Annotated in this window: 9 protein-coding genes; all 9 read left to right on the forward strand. The window is 60.5% G+C overall.

What is annotated here, in order from left to right:
• Positions 1–48 precede the first annotated feature (48 nt).
• The 9 genes from CLV84_RS19510 (at position 49) to CLV84_RS19550 (ending at position 15046) form a co-directional block, all read left to right on the forward strand.
• Positions 49–3126, forward strand: coding sequence for a SusC/RagA family TonB-linked outer membrane protein (locus tag CLV84_RS19510; protein ID WP_104421515.1), 3078 nt, complete (start codon positions 49–51; stop codon positions 3124–3126).
• Between the two features lie 11 nt (positions 3127–3137).
• Complete coding sequence (locus CLV84_RS19515) at positions 3138–5084, forward strand: RagB/SusD family nutrient uptake outer membrane protein (RefSeq protein WP_104421516.1); 1947 nt, start codon at positions 3138–3140, stop codon at positions 5082–5084.
• 121 nt (positions 5085–5205) lie between these two features.
• Positions 5206–6879 carry a glycoside hydrolase family 43 protein gene (locus CLV84_RS19520; RefSeq protein WP_211295307.1) on the forward strand — a complete coding sequence of 558 codons (1674 nt, stop codon included), beginning with the start codon at positions 5206–5208 and terminating at the stop codon, positions 6877–6879.
• A 157-nt stretch (positions 6880–7036) separates the two neighbouring features.
• Positions 7037–8281, forward strand: a complete 1245-nt coding sequence (locus tag CLV84_RS19525; RefSeq protein WP_245911565.1) for a serine hydrolase — start codon at positions 7037–7039, stop codon at positions 8279–8281.
• A 63-nt stretch (positions 8282–8344) separates the two neighbouring features.
• Positions 8345–9496, forward strand: a complete 1152-nt coding sequence (locus CLV84_RS19530) for an endo-1,4-beta-xylanase (RefSeq protein WP_104421519.1) — start codon at positions 8345–8347, stop codon at positions 9494–9496.
• A gap of 38 nt (positions 9497–9534) precedes the next feature.
• Positions 9535–11259 (forward strand): IlvD/Edd family dehydratase, encoded by a 1725-nt coding sequence (locus tag CLV84_RS19535; protein ID WP_104421520.1) that lies wholly within the window; start codon positions 9535–9537, stop codon positions 11257–11259.
• Between the two features lie 5 nt (positions 11260–11264).
• The gene (locus tag CLV84_RS19540) at positions 11265–12617 is read left to right on the forward strand and encodes a GntP family permease (protein WP_104421521.1); all 1353 of its coding nucleotides are present in this window, start codon (positions 11265–11267) and stop codon (positions 12615–12617) included.
• Positions 12618–12641: 24 nt separating this feature from the next.
• On the forward strand, positions 12642–13469 hold the full coding sequence (locus CLV84_RS19545; RefSeq protein WP_104421522.1) for a fumarylacetoacetate hydrolase family protein: 828 nt from the start codon (positions 12642–12644) through the stop codon (positions 13467–13469).
• Complete coding sequence (locus tag CLV84_RS19550) at positions 13466–15046, forward strand: aldehyde dehydrogenase (NADP(+)) (protein WP_104421523.1); 1581 nt, start codon at positions 13466–13468, stop codon at positions 15044–15046. Before CLV84_RS19545 ends, CLV84_RS19550 begins: the two co-directional genes overlap by 4 nt.
• Positions 15047–15073 lie beyond the last annotated feature (27 nt).

A 15073-nucleotide genomic window follows, 5' to 3' on the forward strand; every position in this document is an offset into this window, starting at 1 on the left:
CCCGAAGCGGGAGCTCCTTCAATCAATAAGTCAATTTTGCAAAAAAGTATGAAACAGAAAAACTACCCGAGTTGTCGCGCCCATTGGAAACCGCGACTCATTACCCTACTTGCGCTTTGCTTCTTTTCCGTTGCCCTAGCCGCCCAACGTACCGTGACCGGGCAGGTTACGGACGAAACCGGAACCCCACTGATCGGTGCTACTATTCTGGTGTTGGAAACCGACGGGGGAACGGCCACCGACATAGAAGGTAATTACTCCCTGGAGGTCGCCGGCGAGGATGCGGTGCTCGTGTTCTCCTACTTGGGATACGCCTCGGAAGAACAGCAGGTCGGCAACCGCAGTGTCGTTGACGTGGAGCTGCAGCCCAACGGGCAATTACTGAACGAGGTCGTTGTAGTTGGCTATGGTACCCAGCGTAGCGAAGCCGTAACGGGTTCGGTCGCATCCATCAATGGCGAAGAACTCACGAACGTATCGGCCACGAACGTCACCCAATCGCTGCAGGGGCGTCTGCCCGGAGTAGACATCTCCTCCACTTCTTCGCGGCCGGGTGCATCGGCACAGATCCGGATTCGCGGTACGCGGTCCCTTACCGCCAGCAACGATCCGCTCATCGTACTCGACGGTATTCCCTTTGCCGGCTCCCTGACCGACATCAACCCCAACGATATCAAAAGCGTCGACGTACTGAAGGATGCTTCCGCCACGGCTATTTACGGTTCGCGGGGTGCCAACGGCGTCGTATTGATCACGACCCGTACGGGCTTTGAAGGCCAGCGCCCCCGCCTCAGCTACAACAGCTTCGCCGGTGTGAACACCATCTTCTCCAAAATTCCGCTGATGAGCGGCGACGAGTTCGCGCAGCTGCGGGACGATGCCGGCATTTACGATGCTGACGGCCAGGATGAGATCCGTGGTACCAACACCGACTGGCAGGACCTCTTCTACCGGGACGGTCTATTCATGAACCATAGCCTGGGACTGGCCGGCGGTACCGAAAGCGGTTCTTACAGTTTCAGCGCCGGCTACAACACCGACCAGGCGGTCATCCCCGACCAGGGTTTCCGCCGTTACTCCCTCCGCGGCTCCCTGGACCAGCGGATCGGTTCGGCCCTACGCATCGGCTTCACCACCAACAATACGTACACCCACTCTTACGGCAACGACCTGAGCCCGGGCAACGTCCTGTTCCTTTCGCCCCTGGCCAGCCCCTACGATTCTACCGGCGCCCCGCGCCGCACGATCCGTACCGCCCTCGACGAACCTTTTGTGGTGACCCGCGATGTGATCGACCGCTTGGGTGAGCGCCGCATCAGCGAGAACAAGGGCATCGGTTCTTACAATACCCTGTTCGGGGAGCTGACCATTCCCGGTATCGAAGGACTGAGCTACCGCCTGAACCTGGGCCTCAACGTCCGCAATAACACCAACGGTAACTTCACCGGAGAGGGCGTATTCGCTACCAACCCCACCACGCCCTCCGGCGCCGGTATAGGCAACTCCTTGCTGACCAGCTACGTGCTGGAAAACCTGCTGAACTACAACCGGACCTTCGCCGAGGTGCACAACGTGAGCGTTCTCGGTCTCTTTTCCGTTCAGGAGGACCGCTTCAACAGCTCCTCCCTCGGTGCCCGGGACATCCCCAACGAGGCCTTCCAGTACTTCAACCTCGGTCAGGCGGCCGGGGAGATCACCGTGAACCCGAACAATCAGGACTACAGCGTGACCGGCCTGGTCTCCTATATGGGACGTATTCAGTACGATTACAACAACCGTTACCTCTTTTCCGCGACGCTGCGGACTGACGGTTCGAGCCGCCTCGCCGAAGGCAACAAATGGCACACCTACCCGGCACTCTCCGCGGGCTGGAACATCGGTCAGGAGGCCTTCATGCAAGACCTCGGTTGGCTGAACCGCCTGAAACTGCGGGTCGGCTGGGGACAAACCTCCAACCAGGCCATCAACCCCTACTCCACGCTGGGTAGTCTGGCCACCCGTCCCTACAACTTCGGCTCGGAGTTCTCGACCGGCTATTACGTCAATACGCTGCCCAACGCCGACCTAGGCTGGGAGTACTCCGTAACCACCAACGTCGGTGCCGACTTCGCACTGCTGAACAATCGCCTGAGCGGCACCCTCGAGTATTACGTGACCAATACCGAAGATATCCTCCTGGGCGTCAACCTGCCCAGCACCGCCGGGGTAGGTAGCTATACCGCCAACATCGGTACCACGAAGAACGAAGGTTTTGAGTTCTCGCTGAACGGTCTGATCATCGATAATCCCGAGGGACTGAGCTGGGAAGCCGGCTTCAACGTCTACCGCAACGTTAACACCCTAACCTCGCTGGCGTCCGGCCAGGAGCGCGACGAGGGCAACGGCTGGTTTGTCGGATACCCCATCAACGTAGTTTACGACTACAACCGAATCGGCCTCTGGCAGGAAGGCGACCCCTACCTGGATATTCTGGAGCCGGGCGGCAACGTCGGCCAAATTAAGGTAGAGTACACTGGTGAATACGGTGAGAACGGCGAGCCCGTCCGCGCCATCGGTCCCGACGACCGGAAAATCCTCGACCTGACCCCCGATTTCCAGGGCGGCTTCAATACCCGCTTCACCTTCCGCGGCATCGACCTGACCGCCGTGGGGGTATTTCGCAACGGAGGTACGCTGATCAGTACCCTGTACGGTTCGGGTGGATATCTCAACCTGCTCTCCGGACGGCAGACGAACGTCGACGTAGATTACTACACCCCAGAGAATACCGATGCCCGCTATCCGGCGCCCAGCGGCGCACGTAGTGGCGATAACCCCGAGTACGGTTCCACCCTGAGCTACTTCGACGGCGGCTACCTCAAGTTCCGCACCATCACGCTCGGATACGACCTAACCCGGACCCTGTTCACCTCCGGTACGTTCAGCCAGTTCCGCATCTACACCTCCGTACAGAACCCCTTCGTGCTGTTCTCGCCCTACAACGATATGACGGGTATGGACCCCGAGACGAACTCGCGGGGCGACGAATTCCAGGCCGTGGCGAGCTATAACCGCCGCCTGCTGACCATCGGCGCCAACAACCCCGCCACCCGCGTCTTCCTCCTGGGCCTTAACGTAACCTTCTAAACTGTCGAATCATGAAACGCATATCCATAAAAAACATCCTCGCTTCCCTGGCGGTGGTCGTCTTCGCGGCCGGCTGTCAGGACGTGCTGGAGGAGCAACCGCGGGACTTTTACGAGCCCGGATTTTTCCAGACCGAACGCGGTGTACAGGGTGGCCTTACCGCCCTTTACGCCAACCTGCGCAGCCTATACGGACAGGCTTATTATTACAACGGCCTGATCACGGGTACCGACGAAGCGACCTACGCCCAGAGCGCCGACGGAAACTTCCTAGTTGCCGACCTTACGGGGCAGGGGGAGCTCAACTCCACCTGGTACCCCGCGGCTATTCTGTGGGACGTGGCCTTCGGTAACATCAATACCGCCAGCGGAATCATCGAGAACGCCCAGGAAGTAGGCATTTCGGATGCGCTGATCGCGGAAGCTCGCTTTTTCCGCGCCTTCGACTACTTCAATCTGGTGCAAACCTACGGCGGTGTACCGCTCGACCTGGGTTCCGGTCCCCTTACCTTCAACACGAACCCCGTACGCGTCTCCACCCGGAATACCGTACCCGAAGTGTATACCCAGGCCGTTTTCCCCGACTTGCTGCAGGCAGTGGAAGACCTCCCGGACGCGCCCCGCGTAACCGGTGCGGTCACCAAGCCCCTAGCCCGGCTGATGCTGGCTAAAGCCTATCTAACCTACGGATGGTGGCTCCAGAACCCCAACAACATCCCGACCTACCCCGAAACCAGCCGCACCGACCCCAACGGCCACGATGCCGCCTGGTATTTCCAGGAAGCCTACGATATGGCCATCTCGGGTATCGAGAACCCCGGTATCTTCTCGCTGCAGCCGACCTTCTACGACGTCCACTACGCGCCCAACGACCGCAATAGTGAGATCATGCTCTACGCGGACCATACCGAGGAAAGCGAATTTTACAACGGCGGCAGCCTGACCTACGGCAGCGGTGGCGCTCCCGACAACTTCGCCGTCTGGATGATGACCTGGAACTACACGGTTATTCGCAGCGGACTGGATCCTGACTTTACCAATACCGTGTCTTCCGTACAGCGCGAAGCCGCCCAGCCCCTGGGCCGCCCCTGGACGCGCATGGCTCCGACCGTTGAGGTATTGACCGAAACCTTCGAAAATAAGGATCAGGACAGCCGCTACGACGGAACCTTTACCTCGGTCTACCGGGGTAACTGGCAGAAGGGCGGAGTACCCGAAGAAGTCCTTTACAATGCCAACGGACTCCCGGTAACCCCCGGCGATGCTATTCTCAGCTTCCTCGACGAGCCGGAGCCCAGCATCGACTACCCCGATGGAGCAGGCCTTAACGGCATCGGTGCCGGCACCCTGCCCGGCCGTTCGGATTTCGTCATCGGCCCCCTCGGCGTCAGCCGGGTGGTCTACCCCGGCCTCTGGAAACTGGGTACCTATCGTACCGACAATAACGGCGGTCTCGGTCAGCCCAACGCCGGCAGTACCCGTCCCTTCAATATCGTCAAGTTCTCGGAGTTCTACTTCGTCGCCGCCGAAGCCGCCATCAAAGGGGCTACGACGCAGTCCGGCTACAGTGCACGCGAGCTGCTGAACGTCATCCGGGCTCGGGCAGGCATGTGGCGCTACGACAACGGTGCGGACTCGACCTACAACGCCGACTTCAGCGAAGAACTGGTGGCGGCCACTCCTGAAAATCCCGATATCTATTTCCTGCTTATGGAACGCTCGCGCGAGTACTACGCCGAAGGTATTCGGTGGTACGACCTGGTGCGGACACAGACCTGGGAAGAGCTGGCCGGAGAGTACTCGATCGCCGGACGTAATTACGGTGACCATACCGCCGAAACCTTCCAGCGTAATATTGAACCCTACCTCTACCTCCGGCCCATCCCCCAGGGGCAGCTCGACGGTATGGAGTTCGATGAAGAGATGACCGACGCTTACCAGAACCCGAGATACAACTAATCCTTAATTAATCGCTAAATACGTTACGTTGAGTCAGCGCTATCCGGCAGGTAGCGCTGACTCCATTTTTATACCCGGTTGCTACCCGTATGCCTGCATCCGGACGTTACAAACCAACGCAATGACTCCGAGATTTTTCCTTCTTATCAGCCTCATGGCCGCATGCCTGGTCGGCTGTCAACGCACCGCTGAGCCCGGCGCCGAAACCTCCGCTCCAACCGATGGTACCTTCCAGAATCCCATCCTGGCCGGCTTCAATCCCGATCCGAGTATCTGCCGGGTAGGGGAGGACTATTACCTTACCACCTCCACTTTCGGCTACTTTCCCGGATTGCCGATCCTGCACAGCAAGGACCTGGTCAACTGGGAGCAGATCGGTGCGGTGCTGGACACCAACCAGCAAATGAATCTGGACGAGCAGCGCATCACCCGCGGCTTCTTCGCTCCCGCCATTACCCACCACGACGGTTGGTTTTACGTCATCTGCACCCTGATCGACGGGTACGGCAACTTCGTTTCCCGCACCCAGGACCCGGCCGGACCCTGGTCCGACCCGATCTGGCTACCGGAGCTGAACGGCGGGATCGATCCCAGCCTGTTCTTTGACGACGACCGCGTTTACGTAGTGTATAACCTGGGGCCACCGAATAACGAACCCCTTTATTCCGGCCACCGGACCATCCGCATGCGGGAGCTCGATCCCAACACCTTTAAACCCATCGGAGAAGAACGACTGCTGGTGAACGGCGGCTCGGATATCAGCCAGGAACCGGTATGGATCGAAGCGCCCCATATCTACAAAACAAAGGGGTACTACTACCTGATGTGTGCCGAGGGCGGAACCGCCTATAACCACTCCGAGGTGGTCTTCCGGGCGAAAAACCTGACCGACGACTTCGTCCCCTACGAAAACAACCCGATCATCACCGCCCGTACGCTGGATCCCGACCGCCCGAACCCGATCACCACCGTCGGCCACGCGGATATGGTGGAGCTACCCTCCGGGGAGTGGTGGGCCGTCTTTTTGGCCTGCCGCCCGTACGAAGGCAACCACTTCAATACCGGCCGGGAAACCTTCCTGGCCCCCGTGGAGTGGACCGAAGACGGCTGGCCCGTCATCAATCCCGACTTCGAGGCCGTACAGTATGAGTATCCATTACCCAATACCGGCGCCACCAGCCCGTCTCCCGTTCCGTTAAATGGCGAGTTCACCTACCGGATAGATTTCGACGAGCCCCTCGACAATCGCTGGATGTTCCTGCGCAACGTCCGCCGACCCTGGTACGAACTCAATACGGAAGTCGGTAACGTAGCCCTGGAACTGCGCCCCGAAGCCATCGACATCCGCGACAACCCCTCGCTGATGCTCCGTCGCCAAACTCACCTGAACGGTTCCTTTGCCACTCACCTGGACTTTACTCCCGAATCGGCCAACGAGCAGGCCGGCGTTGTCATCCTCCAGAGCGAAACCCACTACTACTTCGTCAATAAGACCGTCGATCAGCTCCGGTTGCTGAAGCAAACCGAGAACGGTCAGGAGGTGCTGGCCGAGGTACCCTACACGGACGAAGGCGTACATCTGAAAGTCGAAGCACATGAGGACGTTTACAACTTTCTGTACAGCGAGAACGGCGAGACTTACGATTCCCTGGCGGATGGCGTAGACGCCAAATATCTGAGTACCGAAACGGCCGGTGGATTTACCGGCTGTATGTACGGCCTGTACGCTACCGCCCGCGGAGAAAGCTCCTCTAATTCCGCCGTATTCGACTACGTGGAGATCGTGAACGAATAGACCGATACTTCTCTTCTTCCGGATGGGAATACACGTGCAGGGTCACCGTTCCGAACTCCGGGCGGTGACCCTTCTTCTTAGGGCGCAAAGCGCGTAGCGCGGGCCGTTCCAGCCACCCATGCCCCCTAAATTGGTAAAGCGGGTAATACGGACTAGCTTGAGAGCCAACCTGCAATTGCTCCACCCGATGCGACAAATCTGCTGTCTCCACACTATCCTGTTCCTACTCTTGTTGGTTGCCCCCCTGGGAAGGCAGGTCACGGCCCAGCCCAACGAATTGGAACGTATCATCGAGGACAACCGCGATAGCCTGAGCCGGTGGATCGACGGAGTAGACAGCTTCGAGATTCAGGTACTCTACACCCGTATCGATCGGAGTGGAGATTCGGTACGGCTGACCACCCACCGTTGGGGCGCGGATTCCACCCAGTATTTCTATCCGGCCAGCACCGTCAAGATGCCGGTGGCCGCCCTGGCGCTACAGCGGCTGCACGAATTGGGGGTGTTGGGGTTGGAGGAAGGGACGCCGATGTTCCACGGGAAAGGGCTTTCTTCCCGCGCTCCGGCGCAAACAGCCGTTTCCTCCGATACGAGCAGTGTGACCGGTTTGCCCAGTGTGTCCCAGTACGTGCGCAAGATCTTCCTGGTGAGCGACAACGACGCCTACAACCGGCTGTTCGAGTGGCTCGGCCCGACCTACCTCAACGATGCCCTCCACCGCGTCGGTATCACCGGCGGCCGCATCCTCCACCGGGTAGGGGTGGCCGGATTTGACGACACCACTCACGCCTATCTGAATCCGGTAAAGTTTGCCGACGGCTACGAAACCTTATACCAGACCGGCGAGCGGCACGACCCTTACTACGATCCGCTGCCCCGGGTGCAGGACCAGGAACGGGGCGTAGGCTACACCCGAAACGATACCCTCATCGACGGCGCCTTCGACTTTACGCACAAGAACTACCTCTCGCTGCGCAACCTCCACGATATCCTGGTGCGGATTGTCGTGCCCGAAGCGGTAGGGGCGGACACCTTCCGGCTCGATTCGGCAGCCTACGCCCTGCTGCGGGAGGCCATGTCCCAGCGGCCGCGCGAAAGCATCTCCCCACGCTACACCGAGCCCGACAACTACGTCAAATTCTGGATCTACGGCGACCGGCCCGATGAATTCCGGATTCCCGACGACGTCCGCATCCTGAATAAGGTCGGCTGGGCCTACGGCTACCTGACCGACGTGGCGTACGTCACCGATGGCGACGTCGAGTTTATCCTGGCCGGCACCATTCACACCAACGCGAACCGCATTTTCAACGACGGCGCCTACGAATACGAAGAAGACGGCATGCCCTTTTTCGGGCGATTGGGTCGGGCGGTGCTCGACTACGAACGCGCGCAACGGTAGCCGACCTCCGCATTCGATTGTGTAAGCCGTTATTCTTGCTATTTTACCCCTAAATCCGTTGACATGCACATCCCCTTCGTTCTGTTTTGCCTGCTGTTTTCTTTTTGCGCCGGAGCGCAGGAGAACGCAAGCCAGGAACTCGTTCCGCTCAAAACGGCCTACGAAGGGGCCTTTCTCATCGGCACGGCCGTCAACCCCGGCATCACCTCCGGCCGGGATACCGCGCTGAACCGGATCGTACGCGAGCAATTCAATGCCATTACGGTCGAGAACGTGATGAAGGCCGAGGAGATTAATCCCGAACCCGGCGTCTATAACTGGGCCCCGGGCGATGAATTCGTCGCCTTCGGGAAGGAGCACGATATGTTTATCGTTGGCCACACCCTAATCTGGCACAACCAGACCCCCGCCTGGTTCTTCACTAACGATGCCGGCGAGCCGAATACCCCCGAACAGCAGGCCGAGCGCTTGCGGTCGCACGTCGAGGCGGTAGCCGGCCGCTACGCCGGTCAGGTGGACGCCTGGGACGTCGTGAACGAAGTGATCGACAACGACGGCTCCTACCGGCCCACTACCTGGGTGAACGGCATCGGTAACGGCGACTCGCTCGTGGCCATGGCCTTCCGCGCCGCCGAGCAATACGCTCCCGGCACCGAACTCTACTACAATGACTTCAACGCCTGGCGACCCACGAAGCGGGACGGGATCGTACGCATGGTACGCATGCTGCAGGAGCAGGGCATCCGAATCGACGGCATCGGCATCCAGGGGCACTGGGGCCTCAACTACCCGAAGAACGAATACATCGAAGCGGCCATTGATTCCTTCGCCAGTCTGGGCGTGAAGGTGATGATCACCGAACTGGACGTGGACGTGCTGCCGCTGACCCGCGAGGGGCAGATCATCGGTACCGGTATGATGCACCCCCAGTACGAACTCGAGGAATTTAAGACCTACCTGGATCCGTACTCCGACGGGTTGCCGGAGGAGGTACAGCAGCAACTCACCGACCGCTACCGCGAGCTTTTCGAGATCTTCTACCGCAAGCGCGACAAGATCGACCGCGTCACCTTCTGGGGCGTGGAGGACGGCATGTCGTGGAAGAACGGCTACCCGATCCCCAACCGGACAAACTACGTGCTGCCCTACAACCGGGACCTGACCCCGAAGCCGGCCGTAGAGGCGATCCTGGCGGTGCCCAGGAGTATGGACTAAGACCGTAATCGGTCGGTGATATTATTTTAAAGCAGATTATGCAAAAGAAAGAAAAAGGCCTCCGCAGCCAGGAATGGTTCGGCGGCAACGACAAGATGGGATTCGTCCACCGCAGCTGGATGCGTAACCAGGGCTACCCCGACGACTACTTCCGTGGCAAGCCGGTCATCGGTATCTGCAACACCTGGTCGGAACTCACCCCATGCAACGGTCACCTGCGCGAGGTGGCCGAACGGGTGAAGCGGGGCGTGATCGAGGCCGGCGGCTTCCCCCTCGAATTTCCCGTGATGTCGCTGGGCGAAACCATCATGCGGCCCACCACCATGCTCTTCCGCAACCTGGCGAGTATGGACACCGAGGAATCCATCCGCGCCAATCCGCTCGACGGCGTGGTGCTGCTCACCGGCTGCGACAAGACTACCCCCTCGACCATCATGGGCGCCTGTAGCGTAGACCTGCCGACCATCGTGGTGCCCGGCGGGCCGATGCTCAACGGCCGTTTCCGGGGCGAGACCATCGGCTCCGGTTCCTTCAACTGGCTCATCAAGGAAAAGCTGACCAACGACGACTTCGGCGGCGACGACCTGCGCGAAGCCGAGATCTGCGCCGCCCGCAGCATCGGCCACTGCAATACGATGGGGACGGCATCGACGATGGCCGTGATGAGTGAAGCCCTGGGACTGACCCTGCCCGGCATCGCTTCCATTCCCGCCGCCGATTCGCGCAAGCGGGTCATGCAGCAACTTTCCGGCCGCCGCATCGTGGAGATGGTGAAGGAGGACCTGACGATGTCCAAAATCCTCACCCGCCAAGCCTTCGAGAACGCCATCGTAACCAACGCCGCCGTAGGAGGAAGTACCAACCTGATCATCCACCTGACCGCGATTGCCCGACGGATCGGCGTCGATCTGGTGCTGGATGATTTCGACCGCCTGGGTAGCGGCGTCCCGTTACTGGTCAACCTAATGCCGTCAGGGAAATTCCTCATGGAAGATTTCTACTACGCCGGCGGACTGGGCGTCGTCATGAAAGAACTCGGCGATCTGCTGCACCGCGACGTCGTTACCGCCAATGGCCAAACCCTGGACGCTAACTACCGCGACGCCAAATGCTACAACGAAGGCGTGATCGTAGGACGGGATGCACCTCTGCAGTCGAACGCGGGCATCGCCGTCCTCCGTGGCAACCTCTGCGAAAACGGCGCCGTCATCAAGCCCAGCGCCGCCACCCCCCACCTGATGCAGCATACCGGGCGGGCGGTGGTCTTCGAGAGCATGGAGGATTACCACGCCCGGATCGACGACCCGGACCTGGACATCGACCCGGACTGCGTCATCGTCCTAAAGGGCGTCGGGCCGAAGGGCTACCCCGGCATGCCGGAGGTCGGCAACGTGGACCTACCCGAGAAAATACTGAAGCAGGGCGTCAAGGATATGGTCCGCATCTCCGACGGTCGCATGAGCGGCACGGCCTACGGCACCGTGGTACTGCACGTCTCCCCGGAGTCGTCGGTCGGCGGCACCCTGGCCGTCGTGCAAAATGGTGACCTCATTACGCTGGACGTAGAAAAGCGGTTGCTCCAGTTGGAGATCAGTGACGAGGAACTACAGCGCCGGAAGGCCGAATGGACCCCGCCGGAGCCCCGGGCCACCCGTGGCTGGGTACGCGTGTACCTCGATCACGTAGAGCAGGCCGAACTCGGTGCCGACCTCGATATCCTGACCGGGAAGTCCGGAGCTATCGTCGACCGCGACCTACACTGATCGCCATGCTCACCGTATTCCTACTGCTGCTCAGTGTAGCCATGATCATCTTGCTGACCGCCCGGCTGGAAGTACATCCCTTCGTGGCCCTGATGCTGGTGGCCATCGGGTATGGGATGCTGGTGGGCATGCCGCTGGACGCGGTCGTCGCCTCGGTGAACGCCGGCTTCGGGAACACACTGGGTGGGATCGGGCTGATCATCATTCTCGGGGTCATCATCGGGGCCTTTCTGGAAAATACCGGGGCGGCTTATACCCTGGCCGACCGGGTGCTGCGGCTAGCCGGGAAGGACCGGGTCACCGTGGCGATGGGGCTCATCGGTTGGGTGGTGTCGATCCCGGTCTTTGCCGATAGCGGATTCATGTTGCTGTCGCCGCTCAACCGCAGTCTCTCGAAGAAGGCCGGCCTCTCGCTGGCGGGCACGGCCATAGCCCTGGCCATGGGATTGATGGCGGCGCACACTATGGTACCGCCGACGCCTGGCCCGATCGCGGCGGCCTTTTACCTCGACGCGGATCTTGGTATAGTGCTGCTGTTGGGCATTCCGATCAGCCTGATATCTCTGGGGGCCTGTCTGATTTTCATCCGGCGCTACGTCGCCAAGACCTACATCGATCCGGCCCCGGAAATTACGCAGGCCGAGATCGACGCGCGGCTGACCCGGGCCCCGGGAGCCCTGCTTTCCTCCGTGCCGATCTTCGTACCGATCGTGCTCATCGTGGTCCGCTCCATGCTGGTGGCCTTCGGCGGCTTTGAGGCCGATGGTTACGGTGATTTGCCCTTTGCGCCGCGGGTGGTTTTTTTCCTGGGCGAGCCCTTTATCGCGCTGACCATCGGCTGCTTGCTCTCGCTGCTCCTGCCGAAAAAGCTGGAGCGGGAGATGTTTTCCACCGACGGGTGGATCGGCAAGGCGCTGACCGGTGCTGCGTCCATTTTGCTGATCACCGGGGCGGGGGGCGTTTTTGGGCAAATTCTCCGCGATTCCGGCATCGCCAACGTACTCGGTGATGCCTTGGCGGGCCTCAGCCTCAACATCTGGTTGCCCTTCATTCTGGCGGCGGCCATTAAATCGGCGCAGGGTTCTTCCACGGTGGCGCTCATCACGACGGCCTCCATCATGGCACCTATGCTCGACGATCTGGGCTTTACGGAGGGGATCGACCGGGCTTTGGTCGTAGTGGCCATTGGTGCCGGCTCGGCGGTGGTGTCGCACGCCAACGACAGCTTCTTCTGGGTGGTCACCCGGCTCTCCGGCATGGACGTGAAAATGGGCTACCGCTTCATGTCGCTGAGTTCTTTCGTCCTGGGCATAACGGCGGCCTTATCCGTTTTTATCGTCTACCTTCTGGCCGGGTAAGCCCCGCGAACAAACCTTCACACCATGAAATTATTCCATACCGATCACGGCATCATCCTTGAATACGAGGGGCGCTACTATTCCATCGAGGACGACTGGGCTACCTTCGTCAACGACGACGATCTATACCAAAAGCTGCGCGTCATCGCGGAAGGGGAGGGCGACGGAGCGCAGGTGCAAGCGGGAACCCTGCGGAGCGTAGCCGCCGGTCAACAGGAGGTCTGGGCCAGTGGCGTCACCTATTTCAACAGCAAACTGGCGCGGCAGGAAGAATCGGAGAAAGCCGGCGGCGGTACCTTCTACGAGCGGGTGTACGTGGCCGACCGCCCGGAACTTTTCTTCAAGGCCACTCCGGCGCGTACCGTGGCCTCCGGGGGACTGGTCCACATCCGGAAAGACAGCAGCTGGGACGTACCCGAACCCGAACTTACCCTCGTTGTCACGTCCAGTGGAAAAATCGTAGGGTATACCATCGGCAACGATATGAGTTCCCGCAGCATCGAGGGGGAGAATCCGCTCTACCTGCCGCAGGCCAAAACCTACGATGCGTGTGCCGGGTTGGGGCCCTGCATTCTCGTTACCGAAGCTCCCTTACCCCCCGCTACGGTGATCTCCATGAGCGTGCTGCGCGGCGGTGCTTCCGTCTTCAGCGGGGAAGTCAACCTCGGACAAATGAAGCGGAAACCGGAAGAATTGGTGGAATACCTCTTCCGGGAGTGCACATTTCCCTACGGTTGTTTGCTCATGACGGGAACGGGCATCGTACCGACCGCGGATTTTACCCTGCAAAGCGGTGACGAGATCCGAATCACCATCGAACCCATCGGAACACTACTAAATACTGTGAAATGACACTGACAGGAAAGAACTACATCGCCGGCCAAGCAAGTGCCGCCGGCTCCCAGACCTTTACCGGAACCAACCCCGCCACCGGAGAGGAATTGCCCGGCCATTTTCACGTGGCTAGTGAAGCGGAAGTGGATCGGGCCGCCCGGGCCGCTATGGAGGCCTTCGCGACTTACCGGAATAGCTCGCCGGATGTCCGCAATCGATTCCTCAACGCGATCGCCGACGAGATCATGGCGCTGGGCGACGACCTCATCGACCGCTGCTGCGCGGAGTCCGGACTCCCACCCGGCCGCATCACCGGAGAACGGGGCCGGACCGTCAACCAGCTCCGGCTGTTCGGCGAAGTAGCGGGAGAAGGTTCCTGGGTGGATGCCCGCATCGATTTCCCCGACCCGGACCGCCAGCCCCTCCCAAAGCCCGACGTACGCTCGATGCTCCGGCCGCTGGGGCCAGTAGGTGTATTCGGCGCCAGCAATTTCCCGCTGGCCTTTTCCGTAGCGGGCGGCGATACTGCTTCCGCCCTGGCCGCCGGCTGCCCGGTGGTGGCTAAGGGGCACCCTAGTCACCCCGGAACCTGTGAGCTGATTGCCGTAGCGATCAATAAGGCCGTCGCAAGTTGCGGACTTCCCGCCGGCACCTTTTCCCTCATCCAGGGCAACAGCAACGAAAGCGGCGCCTGGCTGGTGCAACACCCCGCCATTAAAGCGATTGGTTTCACCGGCTCCCACGGTGGGGGTACGGCGCTCCAACGGATCGCTAACGAGCGTCCGCAACCGATCCCGGTCTACGCCGAGATGGGCAGCACCAATCCGGTCTTCATTTTGCCCGGGGCCCTGGAGGAGCGCGGGGAGGAAATCGCCGCCGGCCTGACGCAATCCGTAACGCTGGGCGCCGGACAATTCTGCACCAACCCCGGCCTGGTCTTCCTGGCCCCGACCGCCAACCCCGCCGCCTTTACCGACCGGGTAGCCGAAAACTTCCGTGACGTGGAGGCCGCCGCCATGCTCAACCAGAGCATCCAGCGTGCTTACGAAAAAGGTGTATCCACCCTGCGCGCAAACGGTGCCGTGACCCTGCTATCGGAAGGCAAAGCGGCGGACAAGGGATACGCAGGCACGGCGCGGGCTTTCGTCGCTTCCGCCGAGCATTACCTCGCGGGCGAGAACTTCGAGGAGGAGGTGTTCGGACCCAGTACCGTTTTGGTGAAGGGGCACAGTAAAGACGAGTTAGTAAAAAGCGCGGCCCGGCTGCACGGCCACCTCACCGCCACCCTGTTTGCCACCGACGCCGATCTCGGAGAATACGCCGATCTCGTGGCCGTACTCGAAGAAAAGGTCGGCCGGTTGATTATCAACGCTTTTCCGACCGGGGTCGAAGTGGGGCACGCCATGGTGCACGGTGGACCCTTTCCCGCTACGACCGACAGCCGGATGACCTCGGTGGGTACCCGCGCGATAGATCGATTCGCTCGTCCCGTCTGCTACCAGAATTTTCCGCAAAATCTGCTTCCTCCCGCGTTGCAGGATAGCAACCCGCTGTCCATCCACCGGATGATCGACGGCGTTCGCCAGGCTCCCTGATTGTATTCCCTGAACCCATTCGGCGAG

This window comes from Neolewinella xylanilytica, assembly GCF_002934605.1.
GTDB classification, from domain to species: Bacteria; Bacteroidota; Bacteroidia; order Chitinophagales; family Saprospiraceae; genus Neolewinella; species Neolewinella xylanilytica.